The organism is Aurantiacibacter hainanensis (assembly GCF_036321025.1).
Taxonomy (GTDB): domain Bacteria; phylum Pseudomonadota; class Alphaproteobacteria; order Sphingomonadales; family Sphingomonadaceae; genus Alteraurantiacibacter; species Alteraurantiacibacter hainanensis.
In genome coordinates this window covers 1,092,934-1,113,894 of sequence record NZ_JAZAPB010000001.1, presented here as the reverse complement: position 1 = coordinate 1,113,894, position 20,961 = coordinate 1,092,934, and the positions used below count along the sequence as shown (strand labels likewise).

Below are 20,961 nucleotides of genomic sequence, written 5' to 3'. Positions count from 1 at the left end.
GCGAGCCATCGCGGCGACTAATCCTCGATCGGGTAAGGCGGTATCGGCTTCAGAAGCTCGAAATCCTCGTCCAGCGGCTCGTGGTCGAGCGCGGGCCAGTCCAGTTCCTCATGCGGAACGTGGGTATCGGGCAACCGGTCCAGCAGGTCGCGGATCAGGGTGAGGCGACCGTGCTTCTGGTCGTTGAAATCCACCACCGTCCACGGGGCGTGTTCGGTGTGGGTGGCGGCGAACATGGTCTCGCGCGCGGCGCTGTATTCGGCATAGAGCGTGCGCGCCTTGATATCGATGGGTGACAGCTTCCAGCGCTTCAGCGGGTCTTCCAGCCGCTCTGCGAAACGTTCCTCCTGCTTCTCCTGGCTCGCCGAAAGCCAGTACTTGAACAGGCGTATGCCGTCGTCCACCAGCAGCTTCTCGAACGTCGGCACCTCGCGAAGGAAGGTGTCCACTTGCTCCTGCGAGGCGAAACCCATCACCTTTTCGACCCCGGCGCGGTTGTACCAGCTGCGGTCGAACAGCACGATTTCTCCGGCTGCGGGCAGGTGCGGGACGTAGCGCTGGAAATACCACTGCGTGCGTTCGACGTCGCTCGGCTTGGGCAGGGCCACGACGCGGCACTGGCGCGGATTGATGCGCTGGCTGATGGCCTTGATCGTGCCGCCCTTGCCCGCCGTGTCGCGGCCTTCGAACAGCACGCAGATGCGTTCGCCCTGTGCGCGTGCCCAGCGGGCCATGGCCACCAGCTCGTGCTCCAGCGGCTCGAGCAGTTCCTCGTAATGCTTGCGTTTCATGGCTCGCATATGTCCCACCAGCGCGTCGCCCTCGCAAGCGGCTATTGGCGCGAGGGCCCGCGCGGGCTAAGTCACCGCCCGACATGACCCAATCGAACGACAGGATGCTGGCCAAGGCCGAGACGCTGATCGAGGCGTTGCCCTATTTCCAGCGCTACGCGGGACGCAGTTTCGTGGTGAAATACGGGGGCCACGCCATGGGCGACCCTGAGGCCGCGCGAGACTTTGCCGAGGATATCGTGCTGCTGAAGGCGGTCGGCATCAACCCGGTGGTGGTGCACGGCGGCGGCCCGCAGATCGGCGCGATGCTGAAGAAGCTGGGCGTGGAAAGCCAGTTCGTCGACGGGCTGCGCGTCACCGACAGGGAAACCGCGCGGATCGCGGAAATGGTGCTGTCGGGCGCGATCAACAAGGAACTGGTCGGCTGGATCACGCAGGCGGGGGGCAAGGCCATCGGCATCTCCGGCAAGGACGGGCGCATGGTGCTGGCCGAGAAGGTGAAGCGCACCGTGAAGGATCCGGACAGCCAGATAGAGCAGGTGGTGGACCTGGGCTTCGTGGGAGAGCCCAAGGAAGTGGACACCACCATCCTGGAAACCGCCAGCGGTGCGGGCATGATCCCCATCATCGCCCCCATCGCCACCGATATCGAGGGCCATACCTACAACATCAATGCCGATACCATGGCCGGCGCAATCGCCGCCGCCCTGGGCGCGGCGCGGCTGTTCCTGCTGACGGACGTGGCGGGCGTGCTGGATGCGGATGGCAAGTTGCTGACCGACCTCAAGCCCGCCGATATCGCCCGCTTGCGCGAGGAAGGCACGATCAGCGGCGGCATGATACCCAAGCTGCAGACCTGCGTGGAGGCGGTGGAATCGGGATGCGAGGCCGCAGTGGTGCTCGACGGGCGCGTTCCGCACGCGATGCTGCTGGAATTCTTCACCAGCCGCGGCGCCGGCACGCTGGTGAGCGCATAGGCGGCGAAGGCTTGCGGATTTCTTGACCTGTATTACCTAGGCGATACAGTTTCTGACCATAACAGTTTAGCGGGAGAAAGGCGTGGTCGCCCTCATCCAGATCCTTTCGATGATTGCCCAAGCGATCATCTTCCTCGTCATCATCCAGTTCATCATCGGATTGCTGTTCGCTTTCAACGTGGTGAGCGGCCGCAACGAATTCCTGGTGCAGGTCTACAACTCGATCAACTCGCTGCTCGATCCGCTGCTGAAGCCGATCCGCCGCCTGCTGCCCGCCACCGGCGCGATCGATTTCTCGCCGCTGGTGCTGATTCTGGCGCTGAACGCGGTGATCTACATTCTCACCGATATCGCCATCTAGGCGGGCGGGGCCGCAACCTTTGACAAAGCGCAGGCGCGGGAGCAGGGGCGCGATCATGATCTCACGCATCGCCATCGCCCTTGCCGCCGTTGCCGCGCTGGCCGCCTGTTCCACCCCCGAACAACGCCGCCAATCGCGCGAATCCCGTTCGGCGACGCAGTTCCTGGAACGGCAGGGCAGCATCGGCGATCCGGGCCGCGTGGCCGCCGCCGACTTCGCCTTCGCCAAGATGGCGCGCGAGGAAGGCAATTGGACGGCCTTTCGCGCCTATGCCGCCGACGATGCCATGATGGACGCGCCCGATGGCTTCGCTCCGGCGAGCGAACTGCTTTCCGGGCTGGAAGACCCGCCCGAACCGATCCGCTGGGCACCTACCGACGTATGGTCCAGCTGCGATGGCTCGCTGGCTGTGACCCTGGGCAGGTTCGTCCGCCCCAACGGAGTGGTCGGCGACTATGTCACGGTGTGGGAACTGCAGCGCGACAACAGCTACAAGTGGATCTACGACACCGGCACGCCCGACGATCCCCAGCCCGTGCCCGAACCGGACGCGGACTTGCCCGAAGACGCGATCGTCGTGGAAGGCATGTCCTCGATCACCGGGCGCGTCGCCGAATGCCAGCCCGATGCGGGCCAGTCGGCGCTTCCGCTGGCGGTCACCGGTGTCGCCACAAGTGCCTCGACGGCGGAGGATTCCAGCCTGACCTGGCAGTCCATCCTCCAAGCCGATGGCTCGCGCACCGTGCGCGCCTGGTATCTGCGCGACGGCGGCTGGCAGCAGGTGGTCGATCTCGCCATTCCGGCAGGCGAATAGACGATGGAACAGCTGTTCATCTCCGCTTTCATCACCCTGTTCGTGGTGATCGACCCGCCTGGCTGCGCGCCGATCTATGCCGGGCTGACCAAGGGGGCGACCCCGGCAGAACGGCGCATCATGGCGATCCGCGCCAGCCTGATCGCGCTGATCATCCTGCTGGTCTTCGCCCTGTTCGGGCAGGACCTGCTGAGCGCGCTGCACATCGAGCTGGATTCCTTCCGCATCGCGGGCGGCCTGATGCTGTTCTGGATCGCCTGGGAAATGGTGTTCGAGAAGCGCACCCAGCGCCGCGAGGAACGCGCCGAGCGCGCCACGCGCGAACATGTCGAGGATGTCTCGGTGTTTCCGATGGCCATGCCGATGCTGGCCGGACCCGGAGCGATTGCCGCCATCATGCTGCTGATGAACGAGGCGCAGGGCCTCGAGGCTTCGCTGGTGGTGCTGGGCGCGCTCGTTTCCGTGCTGCTGCTCACGATGATCGCGCTGATTGCCGCAGGCCCGCTGATAAAGCTGCTCGGCGACCGCGTGGAAGCGGTGATCACTCGCTTGCTCGGCGTGCTGCTGGCCGCGCTGGCGGCCCAGTACGTGATCGACGGGCTGCGGGGCGCCTTTTTGCTTTAGCCCCTCAAGCGCCGGGCGCAGCGCGTCCGCGCTGCTTGGCTTTCCTCGCATTAGCTCGGGCGCGCATTCGCGCTTGCGGTCGCTTCGCGCCCGTGTCCCGTGCGAAATTCATGGACAAGGACTGGGAACGGTCCGCATCTAGCGGGCCGCAAGGGCGACCGCCCGCCCGCAGCGGGCGCAGCTTGCTGCGCATCTAGCGAGGACGAAGCCGCGGAGGCGGCTTCGGAAAACAAACTACTGAAGTGTCACGTGCTCGTCGTCGGGATCGCCGCGGCCGAAGAATTCCATCAGCTGCACCAGCAGGTCGCAGCGCTCGCGAAGGTTAGGCGCTTCCAGCAGTGCCTGCTTGGCCGCGGCGTCGAACGGTGCGATCTGGGAGACGCCGTTGATCAGCGAAACATCGTCCAGCCGGGCGACCGAGTCCCAGTCGATGGCATAGCCCTGGCTGTCGGCGAACTTGCGCGATTCGTGTTCGAAGCTGGCGCGTTCGCCCAGGGTGAGGAATTCCTCCTTCGGCTCGTCGATCAGCTCCGCCTCCACCTGGCGGAACGGCGTGGTGACTTCCAGTTCACGCAGCACGCGAAAGCGCGCCTCGCCGGTCAGCACGATGTTGTAGCGTCCGTCCTCGCTGGTTTCGACATCGTCGATCTTGCCCACGCAGCCGATATCGTAGAGCGGCGCGTTCTCGACGCTGTCTGCGGGCTGGATCATGCCGATGCGCCGATCGCGCGCCAGGGCATCACCAATCATGGCACGGTAGCGCGGCTCGAAGATGTGCAGCGGCAGTTGCAGACCGGGAAACAGGATCGCTCCGGTGAGCGGGAAGATCGAGAGCTTCCTGCTCATCCGAACAGCAACAGCGATAGCTTGCGGCGCTGGGTGGAAACCCACGGGTCTTCCATGCCCACGGCCTCGAACATCTTGAGAAGCTTTTCCTTCGCCTCGGCGTTGCCTTCCTCCCCTCCGCCTTCGATGGAGCGGAGCAGCACCTCGGCGGCCTCGTCCCGCTCGCCGGCGGCGAAGGCGGCTTCGGCAAATGCGATCTGCGCCTCGGTATCGGCGGGCCGCTCCGCGGCGGCCTTGCGCAGCCTGTCGAGTTCGCCCGTATCCACCTGCGTGCCGGCAAGCTCCAGCGCGCTGTGCGCCTGCTGAACCAGCGGATCGTCCTTCATCTCCTGGGGCAGGGCATCGTAGGCCTGCTGCGCCGCGTCCGCCTGTCCGGCAGCCACCAGCGCGCGGATCAGTCCCGAATGCACTTCGGCCTTGTCAGGCGCCATCTGCGCCAGCTGCATGAAGACAGAGGCTGCGCGCTCGGCGTCGCCGTCCGCCAGCACCTTCTCGCCCATGGCCACAAGCTGATCGATATCGGGCGCCTGCTGTCCCTCGCCGCCCTGGCCGTCAGACGCGCCTGCCTGCACGGGCACCTGCTTTAGGATCTCGTCCAGCGCCTGCTTAAGTTGCGATTCGGTGCGCGCGGGGGTCAGGTCGGCCACGGGCTGGCCCTGGAACATGGCGTAGACGGTGGGGATCGACTGCACCTGGAACTGGCTGGCGATGAACTTCTGCTCGTCCACGTTGATCTTTGCCAGGATCACGCCCTTGTCGGCGTATTCGGCGGCAACCTTTTCCAGCACCGGGGTCAGGGCCTTGCACGGTCCGCACCACTCGGCCCAGAAATCCAGAATGACCAGCTTGGTCTGGCTTGGGTCGACCACTTCCTTGCGGAACTGTTCGACTGCCTTTTGTTCTTCCATGCTAAGGCCCATGCTCGCCAAGTCTCTGCTCCTGTGATTTTTGCGTAATGTCTTGCCGCACAATGTGGCGTTTGTGTGCCCGATGTGAAGGGGCATCCGGCCCTTCGCCACGCTTTGTGCGACGAGGGCAATTTTGCCCTTGCGGGGTCAGGGGACTGGTGCTAACCGCCCCGCTCCCCACCCGGACGGCTGTTTCCGGGTACGTCAGTGAGCGGGCGTAGCTCAGGGGTAGAGCACAACCTTGCCAAGGTTGGGGTCGGGCGTTCGAATCGCCTCGCCCGCTCCATTTTCCCGACATTCTCGGTCTTTCATGCCGGCATACGGCATTGATGCCCCGGCGTTTGCCGGATAGCGACGCGCGCATGCACATCGTCATCGTCTCGCGCGGCTATCCATCGACCGAACGCCTTTACAACCACGGCTTCGTTCATCGCCGCGCGCTGGCCTATCGCGCGCTCGGCCACCGGGTGACGGTGATCTGGCGGCACCACCGCCCGCCCGTCGATTCGTACGAATACGACGGGGTGAGGGTGCAGGTGCTCACACCGGCGAAGGCAGCAGATCTGATTCGGCATGAGCGGCCCGATACGGTCGCGCTGCACGCTCCAGGCGACGATTTCGCCGAGGTCATCGAAGGCGTCCCGCCCGAAATCCCGGTCCACGGCTGGATCTACGGTGCGGAAATCATGCCCTTCTACGAGGTAACCGAGCGCGAGGAGCACAACCGCGAACGCTGGATCAAGGCGCGTGACACGTTCAATCGGCGCATCGCCTACTGGCAGGACCTGACGACTCGCTGGCCGGGCAATTTTCGCCTGGTCTTCGTTTCGCAGTTTGCCGCCGACGAGGCCTTTCGCGCCGTCGGCCGCGAACTCCCGCGCTGGACCGTGCTTCCCAGTCCGGTCGATACCGAGCTGTTCCGGCACCAGCCCAAGGTCGAAAGCGACCGGTTCGAGGTTCTCACCGTCAGACCGTTCAGCGACTGGCGCTATGCCAACGACCTGTCGGCGAAGGCCATTCGGCTTATCGCATCCCATGAACTGTTCGACCGGTTTCGCTTCCGCTTCATCGGCGACGGGCATCTGTTCGAGGAGATGACGGGGCCGATCGCCCACTTTCCCAACGTCCATCTAGAGAAGACCTTCATCACCCAGCAGCGCATTGCCGAACTGCACCGGACGGCGGGCATCTTCCTGTGTCCAACGCGCAACGACGCGCAGGGCGTCGCCCGCGACGAGGCCATGTCCTCGGGACTGGTTCCGGTGACGAATTCGGTTGGCGCGGTGCCCGAATTCGCCGACCAGACCTGCGCCTGGTTGGCCCCGGCAGAGGATCACGAGGACCTGGCGCGCGGGCTGATCGCGATGGCGGAAGACCCGCAACTGTTCCTGTCGAAATCGCGCGCCGCGGCTCAGCGTATTCGCGAGACGCTGGCGATGGACATTGTGGTGGAGAAGGAATTGCGCCTGATGAACGAAAAAGGTCCGGATCACCCCTGAATTGACGGTAATTCCCAGTGTGTTATAGGCGCGCACCCGGTGCCCGATGGCAAGGAGGGCACCGTTAGATGCGACAAGCCAGTCGCTTGAGCCATCTTGCAGCAATTCAAAGGATCGATTTTGTCTTTCAATCAGGCGCATCTATGCGTGGTTGGCCTGGGCTACGTGGGTTTGCCGCTGGCCCATTCCTTCTCCCGGAAGATCGAAAATGTCGTCGGTTTCGACGTATCCGAAGCGCGCATCGCCGAACTGCGCGACGGTTTCGACAGGACGGGCGAACTCACGAGCGAGCAACTGCAGGCAAGCACGCTGCGCCTGTCGTCTGATCCGGCGGTCATCGGGGAGTGCGACGTGGTAATCGTTGCCGTGCCGACCCCGGTCGACAAGCAGCGCCGGCCCGACCTTTCGATCCTGGAAAGCGCCTGCCGCACCGTGGGCGCCAACATGAAGCGCGGCACCACGGTGGTATTTGAATCCACCGTGTTTCCCGGTGCCACGGAAGACATCTGTGCGCCGATCCTGGCCGCGGAATCGGGCCTTGCACCCGGCAAGGATTTCAAGATCGCCTACAGCCCCGAGCGGATCAATCCGGGCGACAAGCAGCACCCGGTCGAGAAGATCGTGAAGGTGGTTTCCGGCGAGGATGCCGAGACGACCGAGGCGATGGCCGAACTCTACGGCACCATCATCGAGGCGGGCACCCACAAGGCGACGTCGATCAAGGTCGCCGAGGCCGCCAAGGTCCTCGAGAACACCCAGCGCGACATCAACATCGCCCTGATGAACGAACTGGCCCGGATCTGCCGGAAGGCCGGCATTCGCACTTCCGAAGTGCTGGATGCGGCCGGCACCAAGTGGAATTTCCTTCCTTTCAGGCCGGGCCTGGTCGGCGGTCACTGTATCGGCGTCGATCCCTACTACCTCACGTCGAAGGCGGAAGAGCTCGGCTATCACCCCGAGGTGATCCTCTCCGGTCGCCGCATCAACGATTCCATGCCGCGCTACGTCGCTACCGAGATGTTGCAGATGCTGGCGTCCAGCGGCTTCCCCATCCGCGGCTCGCGCGTCGGCGTGCTGGGGGTCACGTTCAAGGAAAACGTGCCGGACGTGCGCAACAGCAAGGTTCTGGAACTGGTCGAGTTGCTGAAAAGTTTCGGTCTGGAAGTAATCGCCTACGACCCCCTGGCGAATTCAGATGAGGTAAAGCATGAATATGGCTTCGACCTTTCGCCGCGAGACGGTCTGAGCGATCTCGATGCACTTGTCGTTGCGGTTCAGCACGATGTGTTCATGAACGACCTCGGTTCGTTCATCGAACAGAACCTGAAGAACGGCGGCGCGCTTGTCGATCTGAAGTCGATCCTGTCTCCGCAGGACTATGAACAAAATTACAATTACTGGTCGTTGTGATCCGCTAGAAGACATTATGACAACTATCTGCCCCATCGGTACCTGCCGTATCCACACTCCGTTGAAGCGGGCGCGCAATACCCACATGGTGGCTCTGGAAAAGTCGCGGAATTACGGTTTTACCCACACGGCCAACGAAGCGCTGCAGCAGTTGCGCTTCATGCATGGGAAGATCGACATTCCCGAGCGGGTCAGGTCGCTGGTCTTTCGCCACGGTATCGAAACGCAGCTGAAGTCCGCGCTCGCCTCGCAGCCCGATCACTACCTGGTCGAGGTTTCCTCAGCGAAGCGCATCACCGTCGATGGAACGGCGGTGCAGATCAACTACCTCTATCGCCGTTTCGAGGATCTGTTCTCCGAAGTCGAGCGCAGAAACCGGTTTTCCGAACTGGCGGAAAGGTCGTCGCCGAAAGCCCTGCACGAATGGCTGGAGGCCCAGCCCCAGTTCACCCGTCTGCCGGAAGCCGAGCAGGAGCTGGTGAAGGACGTTCGTATCGTCATGGATACGAAGGACGACATCAAGTCGGCCCTGTCCGATATCGTCGATCTGGTCGGCCGCGAGAAGCTGGTTGTCACCACGCACGTCGATGCGCTCGACGAGAACGGCAAGCGCCTGCCCAAGCGCCATCGCAATATCACCGATGTCGAGACAGCATGCGAAGAGCTGGACATCGTCTGCTACAACCCGACCGGCCTTATGCAGCGTATCGAGCAGGAAGATGCGCTGAAGAGCGAGGGCCGCGACCTTACCCACTTCACGGACACGTTCTCGGACGCGCTTTTCCGCGACTGGAACGCGCACTATTACGGCATTTCCCCGCGTGCGGACAACGACGACGAGGATATCGCCGGCTTCAGCCAGTCGCGCTACAACCGCGACCTGGAAGAAGGGCGCGTGTTCAGGGCATCGCGGAGCCTGCGCAACGCCGCGCGCCATTACCCGCAGAACCTGGGATTGCAGCTCGAGCGGGCTCGTCTCGACTATCGCCTCGGCAGCTACGAACTGGCGCTGGCCTTCTTCGAGGAGCGCGGCAAGGAGTGCAATCTCTCCGACGGCGACCAGGAAGCCTGGCTGGTCTCGCTCTACGAGGTCGGCGATCCGCAGGAAGCCCTCGAATTCGGGGAAACGCTGCTGGCCGACGAGATCGAATCGCCGCTCATCTACGCTACCGTGGCGCGCGCCGCCGCCGACGTAGGGCAGACCGAAACGGCCATCACCCGGTGGAAGCACCTGTTTTTCCGCGGCGAGGCGGCTCTGGAAGCGGCCAGCGAAGTTCTCGATCTGCTCGATCGCGGACCCAAGGCTGCCGAGAAGAAGGACGAATGGGTCGCCCTCGTGCTCGAGCGCTATCCCCAGCACGAGGACGCGCTGGCGGTGCTCTGGAAGGCGGCCATCGAAAAGCGTTCGGCCGACCGCCTGCTCTATCTGCTGCGCCAGTCGCGGCACATGTCCGACGAACTGGCTCTCGACCTTGCGGCCAAGTGCTGCGCGGCGGATCTCCACGCGATCGGTGCGCAGCTGCTGGTTTTCCGCGAGGAGCCCGCGCCGGAGAACTTCGTGGAGGAAGAGGCCGCGGCAGTACGCCAGTGGATCGACAACAGGCGTTCGCGCTGGCTCAAGGAAGGACAGGAATCGCTGGACGCCGGCGATCTGTTCAATGCGGCCCAGCGGCTCAACGCGGCGTTCCTGGTCGAGGACCGACGGGCCCGCCAGCCGCGGCGCGAGCTGGACAGGATCCTGCTTCACCAGGCGCGCGAGGCCTACAAGGAAAGCGACTACGAGGCGCTGCTGGAGACATACCGGATCGCGCGCAGCGCGCTGGTCGAATTCCGGCAGATGCACCTTCTTGTCGGACGCACGCACTACGCACTCGAAAATCACGACGCCGCCGTCGATCATCTGCTGCAGGAGATCGCCCAGCAGGACTTCGACAGCCGCCTGGCGTGGAACGTCGCGCGTGCCGCCATCTACGCCGAACGGTACGGTGTCGCGATAGACCAGTTGCTGCTGATCGCGGCGGACGAGGAGAGCTCCGACAAGGAACGTGAAGACGCCCGCGGCAAGCTCAACAGCCTCGTCGGCAAGGCCGTGCGCCAGGCGCGCGAACTGACGGCCGAGGGGCGTTTCGACGACGCCCGCGACCTGCTTGAGAAAATGGCGAAGATCGACGGCGCAAGGGAGCGCGCCGATCAGGAGTTGTACAAGCTCGCGTCCGCGCTCAAGAAGCAGATCAGGGTTCTCGACGCCTCGCAATACGAAAAGCAGCTCGAGCTGGGCAGGCGCCTGTTCGAGATCGACCCGGAAAACGAATTCGGGGCCAAGCACGCTGCCATGGGCGCGATGAAGGCTGGCCGGTTCGAGACGGCAATCCACTATTTCGAGGCGATGCGACCGCTGACTGCGAGGAAGTCTCAGGTCGATCGCAACATTGCCAAGTGCCAGGCCAAGCTTGCTCGCAAGGCGGCCTGATCCATGCGCCGAATTGAAGCGGAGCGAAGTTCATGAAAAATCTCGCGCTTGAAGCCCAAGAAACGCCGGATCTCGACGGTGATACCGTGGAGATCCTGGCCAGCCTGCTGGCCGATTGCACGAGTCTGCGAAAATCGCAGATCGCCGCCGAGGAAGCGCGCCGCTTCGAGGAAGTCGCGAAGTACGACAACGAGGCGCTGATCCTGCTCCTGCAGATCAAGGACAAGGCCAAGCTGATCCGCGAAACGGCGGACGCCTGGCAATCGCTGTATGACGATGATCCGGGCAACGACATTGTCGTTCGCAACCTCATCAACTCCTACGCCAAGCACGGGCGCAAGGAGGACGCGCTGGCCGTGACCGACCGCCATTACCCGGCGGATTCCGAGGAACGCCCGATACTGATGAAGCGGGCGGGAATCCTCGAAGCGATCGGCTTCACCGATGAATCCCACGCGCTTTTCGCGGACCTGATCGAAGCCGAGCCCGAAGACGACCGGGCCCGCATCCAGTATGCCATCCGGCTGGCCAAGGTCGGCAGGCTCGCCGACGCGCTCGATACGGTGGAACCCGTGCTTGAAGCGGTCTGCGAGGACGAACGCCACGCCAAGGCGATAAAGGACTGGCAGCGCAAGGTCGATTGCCTGCGCAGGCTGGCGCCCGATCGCGATCTTGCCGGGCTGGATTGCCGCATCCTCTCGCTGGAATGCCTGCTGCGCAAGTACGAGAACCGCGAACCGCGCGAGATCGGGGATGCCTACAAAGTCGCCCTCGTGACCGGGGGCCTGGGAGCCGGCGGGGCGGAGCGGCAGCTGTCGCGCCTGGCGCGCCTGCTGAAGTCCGAACATGGCGACCTGCACACGGTCAGCGTCATCGTGAAGACCCTGCTCCTCAACGAGGTGAAGCCGAACGACTTCTTCCTGCCAGAACTGCAGGCCGACGAGATCGAGGTTGTCGAGATCGAAGCGATGATGCCGGTTGCGGCAGCCCGCCAGGTCGATCTCGACGAGGATTCCAAGCTGCTGTTCGCGATGCTGCCCCCGCAGATCCACTACGGTGTGACGCGGCTGGCGCCCTACTATCGCAACAAGAACTTCGATGTCGCCAGCGTATGGCAGGACGGCGCGACGCTGTATGGCGGACTGGCGGCCCTGTTTGCAGGCGTGCCGAAGATCCAGCTCGTCTTCCGCGGACTTCCGCCCAGCGTGCGCAAGGAACGCGCGCAGCCGGAATACGAAGTGCTGTTCAAGGGCATGGCGAAGATTCCCGGCGTCACGCTCGTGTGCAACAGCAAGCTCGTGGCGGACGAATATGCCGGGTGGCTGGGCCTGCCGGAAGACAGCGTCGAAATCCTCTACAACGCGGTAACCGCCTATCACACGAACACCGAAGAGTGTGACGAGAAGAAGTGGCTGGAGTTCGAGGAAAGGACGATCGGGGCCGACACGACGCTTGGCGGCGTGTTCCGGCTGGAACCGCTGAAGCAGCCCGGCCTGTGGATCAAGCTCGCGGCGCGGTACCATGCGCGCTACCCCAATTCCCGCTACATCCTCCTGGGCGATGGCCGTATGCGCGACCGGCTGGAAGAGCAGATCGCCGCACTCGGCCTGAAGGACAGGTTCCTGCTGGTGGGCCGCACGCGCAGCGTAGGCTTCTGGTACGAGAAGATGGACGTGAAGCTGTTGCTGTCGCGGTTTGAGGGTCTGCCCAACGTGCTGATCGAAGCGCAGGCTGCCGGGCTGCCCGTCGTCGCCACGCCCACGGGCGGGTCGTCGGAATGCTTCATCGAGGGCAACACGGGATACATCCTCGACGATATCCTCGAGCCCGACCTCACGGTCGCGGTCGAGAAGACGTACGAACTCGCCACGCGATTCCGCAACGATCCGAACGCCAGCCAGGCGGCACGCGATTTCGTCGGGCAGAGGTTTTCCGACGAACAATCCTTGCGAACCTTTCTCCGGCTCTGCCAGGCTTGAGCCGGGCCGGAACTCCGGGTTCGCACCTTTTTGAGAAGCATTGCATGACCATCGCAAGACACGTCCTGGTTCTCGCATTGGGAGCAACCCTGCTTGCCGGTTGCGCGATTCCGCGCGGGGGGCCGTCCATCACGGAGATCGTCGATCAGGAAGAGACGAACATCCCGGTCGTTCCGATCACGCAGTGGCGGGCCGACGAGGCGCTGGCACCGCCTGCCGGCATCGTTCCCGACGAATTCTCGCTTGCCGGGTCCACCGACTTCGAGGAACTGCGCTCGGGCGACATCCTGAACGTCACCATCAGCGAGGCAGGCGGGGACGGAACCTTTCCTGTCACTCTGGCTGGGCCGGTCACGATCGAGGGCATCTCGGTCGCATCGGACGGGGCCGTAACGCTGCCCTTCGCCGGACGCGTCGACGCGAGCGGCCTGACCACGGCCGAACTGACCACCGCCATCCGTCAGCGCATCGACCGGCAGCTGTTCCGTCCGCAGGTCTACGTCACGCGGATCGGATCGACCGGCAGAAGCGTGACGGTGATGGGCGACGTGACCCAGGGCGGCGCCGTGGAGCTGACGCCGCAGACGTCCTCTCTTGCCGCCGTGATCGGTGCCGCGGGCATCGCGCGCGAGGAGGGGGCGGAATACGTGGTGCAGGTCCACCGCGACGGGGCGACCGCGGAGATTGGCCTCGACACGCTGTTTTCCGATCCGACCTACGATATCCCGCTGCAGCCCGGCGACGTGATCTCTCTGCGCCGCGACAGCCGTTTCTACATCATCATGGGTTCGGTGGGCGACGCCGCGCGCGTTCCCCTGCCGCGGCAGGACTACATGCTGATGGATGCGCTTGGCAGCGCTCGCGGGCTGGAGGAGCGGACGGCGGACCCCACCGGCGTCTTCGTGTTCCGCAGGGACGCCCGACTGTCCGACGGCGAGCCGCGCGACGTGGTCTATCGCATGGACATGAGCGATCCCGTCAATATCTTCGCCGCCACCGATTTCCCGCTGCGTCCGGGTGACGTGGTCTATGTCAGCTATGCCTCCTTCACGCAGACCGACAAGGTGTTGCGGGCGATCAGCGGGGTGTCGAGCCTTGCCAGTTCCGCCACGCGGGTAAGATGACACGCCCCGCCACGACGCATCCGCTGACCGCGATCGCGCGATGGGTGCGCAAGATGAAGGCGATCATCATGCGCGAGGTCGGCTCGCGCTATACGGGCGATGCGCTGGGATACCTGTGGGCCTATATCGTGCCGCTCACCTGGATCGGCGTGATCTACATCCTCTTCATCGTGCTTGGGCGTCGCATCCCGATCGACACCGATATCGGCAGCTTCATCTGCTCGGGCGTCGTGCCCTACCTTTGCGCGCGATATGCCGTGAACGCGATCCTCAGGGCGCGCACCGCCTATCGCCACATCCTTTCCTTTCCCAGCGTCAGCCCCAATCTGGTGGGGGGCTCGGTCTTCCTGCTGGAACTGGGCAACTCAGTGCTGGTGTTCCTGATCCTGCTGCTGCTCAATTTCGTCATCTTCGGCTTCTTCGAGATGCACGACCCGGTGCTGGCGATGTGGGGCTTCTTCCTCGCGGTAAGCAGCGGCGGCGCCTTCGGCTATATGATGGCATCGCTGTCCACCATCGTTCCGGCCCTGACGCGGGCGACGCCGATCTTCCTGCGCCCGTTCTTCTACATCTCGGGCGTCTTCTACACTGCCAACGAGCTGCCGCCCGCCGTGCGCGACTGGCTGTCGTGGAACCCGCTGTTCCACGGCATCGAGGTGCTGCGTAACGGCCTTTTCGAGGGCTACACGTCGCTGCTGGGGACGAGCTCGGTTCCGGTCGCCTTCATCATCGTGTGCGTGGCCATCGGTTTCCTCGTGCAGCGCCGTCGCCTGGCCAGCGAACCCGCCGAAGGGGATACCTCGTGGGCGATTTGATGATCGGTTTCGAGGACTGCACGAAGCGGTTCCGCCTCGACAACGAGGACCGCGTCATCCTGGACGAGGCCAACCTGCTGTTCGATCCGAAGGACCGGATCTGCGTTCTGGCGGCTCCGGGCTCGGGCAAGACCACCATCGCCCACCTCCTGTCCGGTTTCGGCAGGCCGAGCGCGGGCCAGGTCCACCGCCACGGCCGCATTTCCTGGCCGCTTGGCTTTTCCGGAGCGTTTCATCCGGCGATGACGGGCGTGCGCAATATCGAGATCATCGCCGACCTTGCCGAGGCCCCGCGGAACTGGGTGAGCGCCTATGTCGCGGAATTTTCCGAGCTGGGCGACGATTACTATCGTCCCTTGGAAACCTATTCCTCCAGCATGCGCAACCGGCTGGGATTTGCCCTCAGCATGGCCATTCCCGCCGATACCTATGTTATCGACGGTTCGATCGGCTCGGGAAGCCCGGCCTACCGGGCGAAGTGCGAAGTGGCGCTGGAACAGAAACTGGAGGATGCCGGCATGTTCTTTCTGACGCACTCGCCGCGCCTTGCAGAGCGATTTGGTCGGCGTTTCGCGGTTCTGCGGAACCGGGATTTCGTCCTTTACGATAGCTTCGATGCCGCGCAATCGGCCTACGAAGAGGATCTTGCAGAGCAGGACCACCTGCAATTGCTGGTGGAGGGTTTTGCAAGTGAGTGAACCGATTACAGCAGGGATGCGCAACGAAAATGGATAACAAGGCGCGACTTGAAGCCTGGAAACTCTCGCAGAAGGGCGGCCGTCCGGCGCCGCGCGGAAGCGAGCCGGCGGACGGCGGCAGTTCTGCCGCGTCCTCGCGCGATCAGGCTTCGGAGGAGGATGTCTCCGACCTGCTGGAGACCTCCGGCGGGGACAGCACGTCCACTCCCGACGATGCCGCCCGCAAGGCCCGCATTCGCAGGGAGCGCAAGGAAGAACTGCGGCAGCAGGAAGAAGAGCGCCGGCGCGAGATCGAGGCGCTGCTACCATCCGACGCCGACGTTTCCGCGCGGCTCGACGAGCTGAACCGGCGCGAACGTCGCCGCCAGATCGGTCGCCTGCGGAACATCGCGCTGTTCGGCCTGCTGCCGGTCCTGCTCGCGCTGGCCTATATCACCCTGATCAAGGAACACTATTTCCAGACCGAGGCATCGTTCGCGATCACTACGGTCAACTCGTCACCGCAATCGCCTGCCATGAACCTGATGGGGCTGGGCGGCGGCGGTGCCGGCATGACCGACGGTTACCGTGTGCGCGAATACCTGCGCTCGCGCGAGGTGATGCAGATCATGGAACAGGAACACGGGTACCTCAGCCATTTCGACAGCGGACCGGCGGCCGGCTCGCTCGATTACGGGTTCTACCAGGACCGGGTTTCCATCCTCGTCGACCAGCAGGAGGGGCTTCTCACGCTGAACGTGGACGGGGCAACTCCCGAAGATGCCGTTCGCTACGCCAATATCCTGCTGGAACTGGCCCGGTCGAAGGTGCGCAACATCTCGCAGTCGATCGACGATGACCAGCTGGAAGACCTGGTTGAAGTCGAGCAGCAGGCGCAGGACGAACTGACGCAGGCGCAGGGCCGCGTTCAGGAAATCCAGACCCGGCAGGCGGAGCTCGATCCGCGGCTGTCCGCCCAGGGGATCTACGGGATCATCAACAACCTGGAAGTGGAACTGGCCGAGGCCGAGGCCCGCCGCCAGGCGCTGCTTTCCAACGGACTCTCCGAAAGCCCGTTCCTGCCACGGCTGGATGCCCGAATTCAGGCCCTTCAGCGACAGATCGCGGAGCAGCAGGGACGGCTGACCAGTTCGCAGGAGAACGGTTCGCTGGGACGATCGCTGGCGCTTTTCGAAGCCGCCGTGGCCGAACGCGATGCGGCCGCCACGACCCTGGCCGCCGCGCGCGAAACCTTGCAGCAGGCGAGGCTGCGCGGCCTTGAACAGCGCAAGTACCTGGTGCTGATCGCCAGCCCGATCCAGCCTCTGGAAAGGGAAGAAAGCCGCCTGCTCGACCTGCTGCTCTTGCTGCTCGGTGCAATCGTCATCATCTTGATTGCAGGCTTCATCATGCTCAAGCGACCGATGCAGGACAGCGAATGACCGAGACGGAAACCGAAACCACGGATCCCACGCAGGAGGTCCGCACCCTTGCCGACCAGTTCGCGCAGACGGGCCGGGTGGACAAGACCGCGATCGCGGCGCTGGACCTGTCCGATCCGGAAATCTACCGGCGGGTGAGGACCTCAATCGTCCGCCCGCTGATGGAGGAGGGGCGGGACCGCGACGCCGCCGAGGTGCTGGCACTGCTGGTCGAAAGCCCGGCCACCAATCGCAAGGACAGGATCGTCCATGCGCGGCTGGTATGGGAGTTCGACAGGGACGCCGCGCGCCCGCTGCTCGACGATCTCATCCGTAACCACGAGGACGATCCGGCCGGTATCTCGATGGCCCTGGTGCGGCTGCTCAAGGCCAAGGAATTCACCGCCGCCGCAGACTATGCCGAGGGTTATCGCGACTGGCCCGAGGACGGACGACTGACGACCCAGGCGCTGAAGGCGCTGATACGGGACAACCGGACCGAAAGCGCATTCGCCCTGCTGGAAGCGCGCGGCGACAAGAACGACATGGCGCAGCTGGAACAGTGGCTGCGGCTGCTCAACAGGCGCGAGATGTTCGACAAGGTCGTCGAGATGGCCCCCGCGCTGGACGATCCCGAGGCGGATAGCGCGGGCGTTCACATCGAGGTGGGCGATGCGCTGCTTTCGCTCGCGCGGCGCGAAGAGGCCGTCGAACGCTACGGGCGGGCGCTGGAAATCGACGCCGATTCCGCGCGCGCGCTGACGCGGCGCGGGGAGACGCTGCTGACCATGAACGATTACCGCGCCGCGCGGATAGACCTGGCCCGCGCGCTGGAACTGGCTCCGCATCTCAACCACCTGCGGGTGTGGCTGGGGCGGGCGCTGAAGGGTGCCGGGGAATACGACCGGGCCGCCGACCTGATGGTAGAGGCATGCCTGAACGAGCCGGAGAGCGAGACGCTGCGCCGGGATGCCGCGTCTGCGCTGAACCAGGCGGGCCGGCAGGAAGCCGCCATGCGGCTTTACGATCACCTGCTCAAGACGCGCGATGCCGGTCTGCCCAGCGATTTCGCCAGTGGGCTGCAGGCTCTGTGGCAGAAAGTCGACGACCTCGACATTTCGAAGGCGCGGTTCGACTGGGCCTGGCAGTTTCGCGATGCCGAACGCTTTCCCGACCGCGAGGAGTGGGAACGCCGCGGGAAGTGGGGCCTGCTGGCCGACCGGCTGATCTACGACTGGCTGGAATGCCGGATGGAAGAGGCCGGCCAGGTGCTGGAAAAGGTCTGCGAGCTCGATCCGCTGCAGCAGCTGGTGCAGCCGCTGGTCGACCAGGGCAGGGGCGTGATCTTCGCCTCCGCCCATATCGGCGCCATGTTCACGGGGCCTCTGGCGCTGGAACTGCTGGGTTTCGAGAACCGCTGGATGGCATCGACGCCGGGACTGCCTTCGGTCACTTTCAATCGCCAGCTGATCAGCACGAGCGACCAGACCGAAGCGCAGGTGGCACGCCAGGCCGTGAGGGCGCTGGCAAGCGGCGCGACCCTGACCATCGCCGTCGATGGCAGAATGAGCACCGGTGCGCCGCGCATCGCGTTCGAGGGGCAGGAAATCACCTATTCCGCCTTTGCCGCTCGCCTTGCCTACAAGCAGAAGGCGCCGTCGGTCTTCGCCGTGCCGCAGTGGCGCGACGGCACGATCCACTTCCACCTCGCCAAGCTGCCCTACCCGCGCGAGGGCGAGCCGCTGGAAGAGTTCACCGCCCGGTGGCGTGAAGCCTATCTCGCCCAGTTGCGTATCGTGCTTTCCGCGGAACCGGAAAACCTTCGACTGGCGGGCGGCATCTGGCGGCATATCGTGCCGCAAGGATCCTGATGGCAGCCAGTGCCTGGCCGGCGAATTTGCCGAGGCCGGTGACATTGGCGGCGGTCCTGGCGGGGGTGCTCGCCATCGCCGCGCTCGCAGCTTCCCTTTCCGCGCGTAGCCCCCAGGGTGGCAGCGCCGAGGCGCGGTCCTGCCTGGCCGGTGTCACCGTACGCGATGGCATGGCCGCGGCGGCCGACTACATGACGCGGCGCGACGGGTTTGCGGACGAGGTCGACACCACGGGCGGCCTCGGCAGGCAACTGCTGAGGGTCACGGCGACAGGGGATGATCGCAGTTCGCCGCGTGCGGGCACGCTGCGCCATGCCATCGAAACGGCGCGCCGCGAGGGTGGCGGATACATCCTGTTCGATCTTCCCGCCGGAGCTGCACCGATTACGCTCGCGGCTCCGCTGCGGCTGGGTTCGAACACGACGCTGGACGGCGGTTGCACGCCGCCGCGCATCGTCGACGAAGGCGCGGGCTCGGCCTTCTACCTGGATGGTATCGACAACGTGGTGCTCAGGCGCATTTCGCTCACCCAGACGGGCTTTGCGGGCCGGGAAGAAGGCGGCGACTGCATCACGGTGCGCGATGGTACCGACCGGCTGTGGGTTTCCGCCGTTACTCTCTCGGCCTGCCGCGACGGCATGATCGACATCACCGCCAAGGAAGATGACCGCCAGAGTCGGGTGACGATTTCCGACAGCCTGTTCTCAGACCATGACAAGGTCATGCTGGTGTCGGCGTCCGAGGCCGAGAGCGGCGCATGCTTTGCCGGGCCGGTGCGCGACGCGCAGATACAGCTCAGCCTGCTGCGCAATCGCTTTACCCGGGTGGCGCAGCGCATTCCGCGCGTTTCAGGCAGCAGCTTCGTCCACGTCTACGGAAACGAGATTGCCTTCGCGCCGAGGCCGCGGGGGTCCGGAGAGATGAGCGGTTCCTATGGCGCGCTGGCGCGGGATGGCGGGCGGCTCCTTTCGGAAAACAATCGCTACCGTTCGCTGGCCGCAGGCCGCAGTCTTCGCGGCGTGGTGGCGCAGGAGCCGCAGGGCCGGGGATACTGCGCGGGCGAGGGCGCCACCCGGTCGATCGGCGACGATATCGGGCCGCGGCTGGATGTTCGGGAAGGCAATGTCGAACAGGTGCCCGTCGAGGACTATGGCCTGCGCGACCGCCGCCCGGCGTGGCAGGAGTAGGCCGTCGCCAGACCGTGTTTGCGCTAGGCCTCGGCCTTGGCGATGACCTCGCGGCGTTCCTGCACGTACCACGGCATGGCGGTTTCCAGTCCGGACGTGATCGTGTGCGTGGGCGAATATCCCAGCAGAGCGCGCCCCTTGTCGATCGACGCCAGCGAATGCCGCACGTCCCCGGGCCGGAAATCCGCGTGAACCGGGTCGAGGTCGTATTCGATGCCGAACTTCGCCAGTTCGCTGCGGATGCGCGTGAACAGCTCGTTGAGCGTGGTGCGCTGGCCCACCGCCACGTTCACCACCTCGTTGTTGCCGCGTAGCTGGGCGAGGCCCGCGCGCAGGTTGGCCTGCACGGCATTGTCCACGAAACAGAAATCGCGACTGGTCTCGCCATCGCCGTTGATGGTGATCGGCTGTCCGTCGATCATCAGGTCGGTCCACTTGGGGATGACCGCCGCGTAGGCGCCCTGCGGGTCCTGCCGGGGTCCGAAGACGTTGAAGTAGCGCAGGCCGATCGACGAGAAGTCGTAGGTGCGGCGATAGATGTCGGCGTAGATCTCGTCGAACAGCTTGGTGGCGGCATAGGGAGACAGCGGCTTGCCGATGCGCTCCTCGATCTTGGGCAGCTGCGGCTCGTCGCCGTAGGTGGAACTCGATGCCGCGTAGACGAAGCTCTGCAAGCCGGCCTGCCGCGATGCGTCGAGCATGTTGAGGAAACCGGTGACGTTCACGTCGTGGCTGGTTTTCGGATCCTCGATCGAGCGCGGGACCGAACCGAGAGCAGCCTGGTGCAGCACGACATCGACGCCGTCGACCGCCGATGCGCAGGTGTCGCGATCGCGGATGTCGCCCTCGATCAGGGTGAAATTCTGCCACTTCGTGCCGACCCGCGATGCCACGTGGCCGAGATTGAAGCGATGACCGGTGGAGAAGTTGTCGAGACCGGTAACGGTCTGATCGAGCTGCAAAAGGGTTTCGACGAGGTTCGAACCGATGAATCCCGCCGCGCCGGTGACCAGCCAGTGCCTGCGATTGGCCCGCAATCGATCGCGCAGCTCTGTCTGACCCGCGTGATCGAACCACCATTCATTTTGCATATTCAAGGTCTTTCGGAGGCTACATTTCCGCGACGGGCGATACCGGAATGAGCGGTCCGGTCAACTCCGGGACATATCTGCGTCATGCGACGCAAC

Annotated in this window: 18 protein-coding genes and 1 tRNA gene; 15 read left to right on the top strand and 4 right to left on the bottom strand. The window is 64.5% G+C overall.

Going from position 1 to position 20,961, the window contains the following annotated elements; genetic code table 11:
• Nucleotides 1-17: 17 nt before the first annotated feature.
• The gene (gene ppk2, locus AAA989_RS05560) at nt 18-800 is read right to left on the bottom strand and encodes a polyphosphate kinase 2 (protein ID WP_338241718.1); all 783 of its coding nucleotides are present in this window, start codon (nt 798-800) and stop codon (nt 18-20) included.
• Between the two features lie 74 nt (nt 801-874).
• On the opposite strand from ppk2, the gene argB reads away from it, so the two are divergent.
• From argB to AAA989_RS05540, 4 genes are all read left to right on the top strand, one after another.
• A complete protein-coding gene (argB, locus tag AAA989_RS05555) occupies nt 875-1,768 on the top strand; it encodes an acetylglutamate kinase (protein WP_338241717.1) in 894 nt (297 codons plus the stop codon).
• A gap of 82 nt (nt 1,769-1,850) precedes the next feature.
• A complete protein-coding gene (locus tag AAA989_RS05550) occupies nt 1,851-2,129 on the top strand; it encodes a YggT family protein (RefSeq protein ID WP_338241716.1) in 279 nt (92 codons plus the stop codon).
• Nucleotides 2,130-2,184: 55 nt separating this feature from the next.
• Nucleotides 2,185-2,943, top strand: a complete 759-nt coding sequence (locus AAA989_RS05545) for a hypothetical protein (RefSeq protein WP_338241714.1) — start codon at nt 2,185-2,187, stop codon at nt 2,941-2,943.
• 3 nt (nt 2,944-2,946) lie between these two features.
• Nucleotides 2,947-3,567 carry a MarC family protein gene (locus AAA989_RS05540; RefSeq protein WP_338241713.1) on the top strand — a complete coding sequence of 207 codons (621 nt, stop codon included), beginning with the start codon at nt 2,947-2,949 and terminating at the stop codon, nt 3,565-3,567.
• A 234-nt stretch (nt 3,568-3,801) separates the two neighbouring features.
• Here AAA989_RS05540 and AAA989_RS05535 read toward each other — a convergent pair whose 3' ends face one another.
• Complete coding sequence (locus AAA989_RS05535) at nt 3,802-4,413, bottom strand: LON peptidase substrate-binding domain-containing protein (protein WP_338241711.1); 612 nt, start codon at nt 4,411-4,413, stop codon at nt 3,802-3,804.
• A complete protein-coding gene (locus AAA989_RS05530) occupies nt 4,410-5,333 on the bottom strand; it encodes a tetratricopeptide repeat protein (RefSeq protein WP_338242186.1) in 924 nt (307 codons plus the stop codon). The genes AAA989_RS05535 and AAA989_RS05530 overlap by 4 nt, the downstream gene beginning before the upstream one ends.
• Nucleotides 5,334-5,532: 199 nt before the next feature.
• On the opposite strand from AAA989_RS05530, the gene AAA989_RS05525 reads away from it, so the two are divergent.
• The 11 genes from AAA989_RS05525 (at nt 5,533) to AAA989_RS05475 (ending at nt 19,774) form a co-directional block, all read left to right on the top strand.
• Nucleotides 5,533-5,607, top strand: a tRNA-Gly gene (locus tag AAA989_RS05525).
• Between the two features lie 76 nt (nt 5,608-5,683).
• Nucleotides 5,684-6,820, top strand: a complete 1,137-nt coding sequence (locus AAA989_RS05520; protein ID WP_338241710.1) for a glycosyltransferase family 4 protein — start codon at nt 5,684-5,686, stop codon at nt 6,818-6,820.
• Between the two features lie 120 nt (nt 6,821-6,940).
• Nucleotides 6,941-8,230 carry a nucleotide sugar dehydrogenase gene (locus AAA989_RS05515; protein WP_338241709.1) on the top strand — a complete coding sequence of 430 codons (1,290 nt, stop codon included), beginning with the start codon at nt 6,941-6,943 and terminating at the stop codon, nt 8,228-8,230.
• Between the two features lie 16 nt (nt 8,231-8,246).
• Nucleotides 8,247-10,700 carry a hypothetical protein gene (locus AAA989_RS05510; protein ID WP_338241708.1) on the top strand — a complete coding sequence of 818 codons (2,454 nt, stop codon included), beginning with the start codon at nt 8,247-8,249 and terminating at the stop codon, nt 10,698-10,700.
• A gap of 32 nt (nt 10,701-10,732) precedes the next feature.
• Nucleotides 10,733-12,679, top strand: coding sequence for a glycosyltransferase (locus AAA989_RS05505; protein WP_338241707.1), 1,947 nt, complete (start codon nt 10,733-10,735; stop codon nt 12,677-12,679).
• A gap of 44 nt (nt 12,680-12,723) precedes the next feature.
• Complete coding sequence (locus AAA989_RS05500; protein WP_338241705.1) at nt 12,724-13,803, top strand: polysaccharide biosynthesis/export family protein; 1,080 nt, start codon at nt 12,724-12,726, stop codon at nt 13,801-13,803.
• Entirely contained in the window at nt 13,800-14,618 is an 819-nt protein-coding gene (locus AAA989_RS05495) for an ABC transporter permease (protein WP_338241704.1), read from the top strand. Before AAA989_RS05500 ends, AAA989_RS05495 begins: the two co-directional genes overlap by 4 nt.
• The gene (locus AAA989_RS05490) at nt 14,606-15,316 is read left to right on the top strand and encodes a P-loop NTPase family protein (protein ID WP_338241703.1); all 711 of its coding nucleotides are present in this window, start codon (nt 14,606-14,608) and stop codon (nt 15,314-15,316) included. Before AAA989_RS05495 ends, AAA989_RS05490 begins: the two co-directional genes overlap by 13 nt.
• A gap of 29 nt (nt 15,317-15,345) precedes the next feature.
• Nucleotides 15,346-16,737, top strand: a complete 1,392-nt coding sequence (locus tag AAA989_RS05485) for a KpsE/RkpR family capsule polysaccharide export protein (protein WP_338241701.1) — start codon at nt 15,346-15,348, stop codon at nt 16,735-16,737.
• The gene (locus tag AAA989_RS05480; RefSeq protein ID WP_338241700.1) at nt 16,734-18,587 is read left to right on the top strand and encodes a hypothetical protein; all 1,854 of its coding nucleotides are present in this window, start codon (nt 16,734-16,736) and stop codon (nt 18,585-18,587) included. The genes AAA989_RS05485 and AAA989_RS05480 overlap by 4 nt, the downstream gene beginning before the upstream one ends.
• The gene (locus AAA989_RS05475) at nt 18,587-19,774 is read left to right on the top strand and encodes a pectate lyase family protein (RefSeq protein ID WP_338241699.1); all 1,188 of its coding nucleotides are present in this window, start codon (nt 18,587-18,589) and stop codon (nt 19,772-19,774) included. Before AAA989_RS05480 ends, AAA989_RS05475 begins: the two co-directional genes overlap by 1 nt.
• Nucleotides 19,775-19,797: 23 nt before the next feature.
• Here AAA989_RS05475 and AAA989_RS05470 read toward each other — a convergent pair whose 3' ends face one another.
• On the bottom strand, nt 19,798-20,865 hold the full coding sequence (locus AAA989_RS05470; protein WP_338242185.1) for an SDR family oxidoreductase: 1,068 nt from the start codon (nt 20,863-20,865) through the stop codon (nt 19,798-19,800).
• Nucleotides 20,866-20,961: the final 96 nt, after the last annotated feature.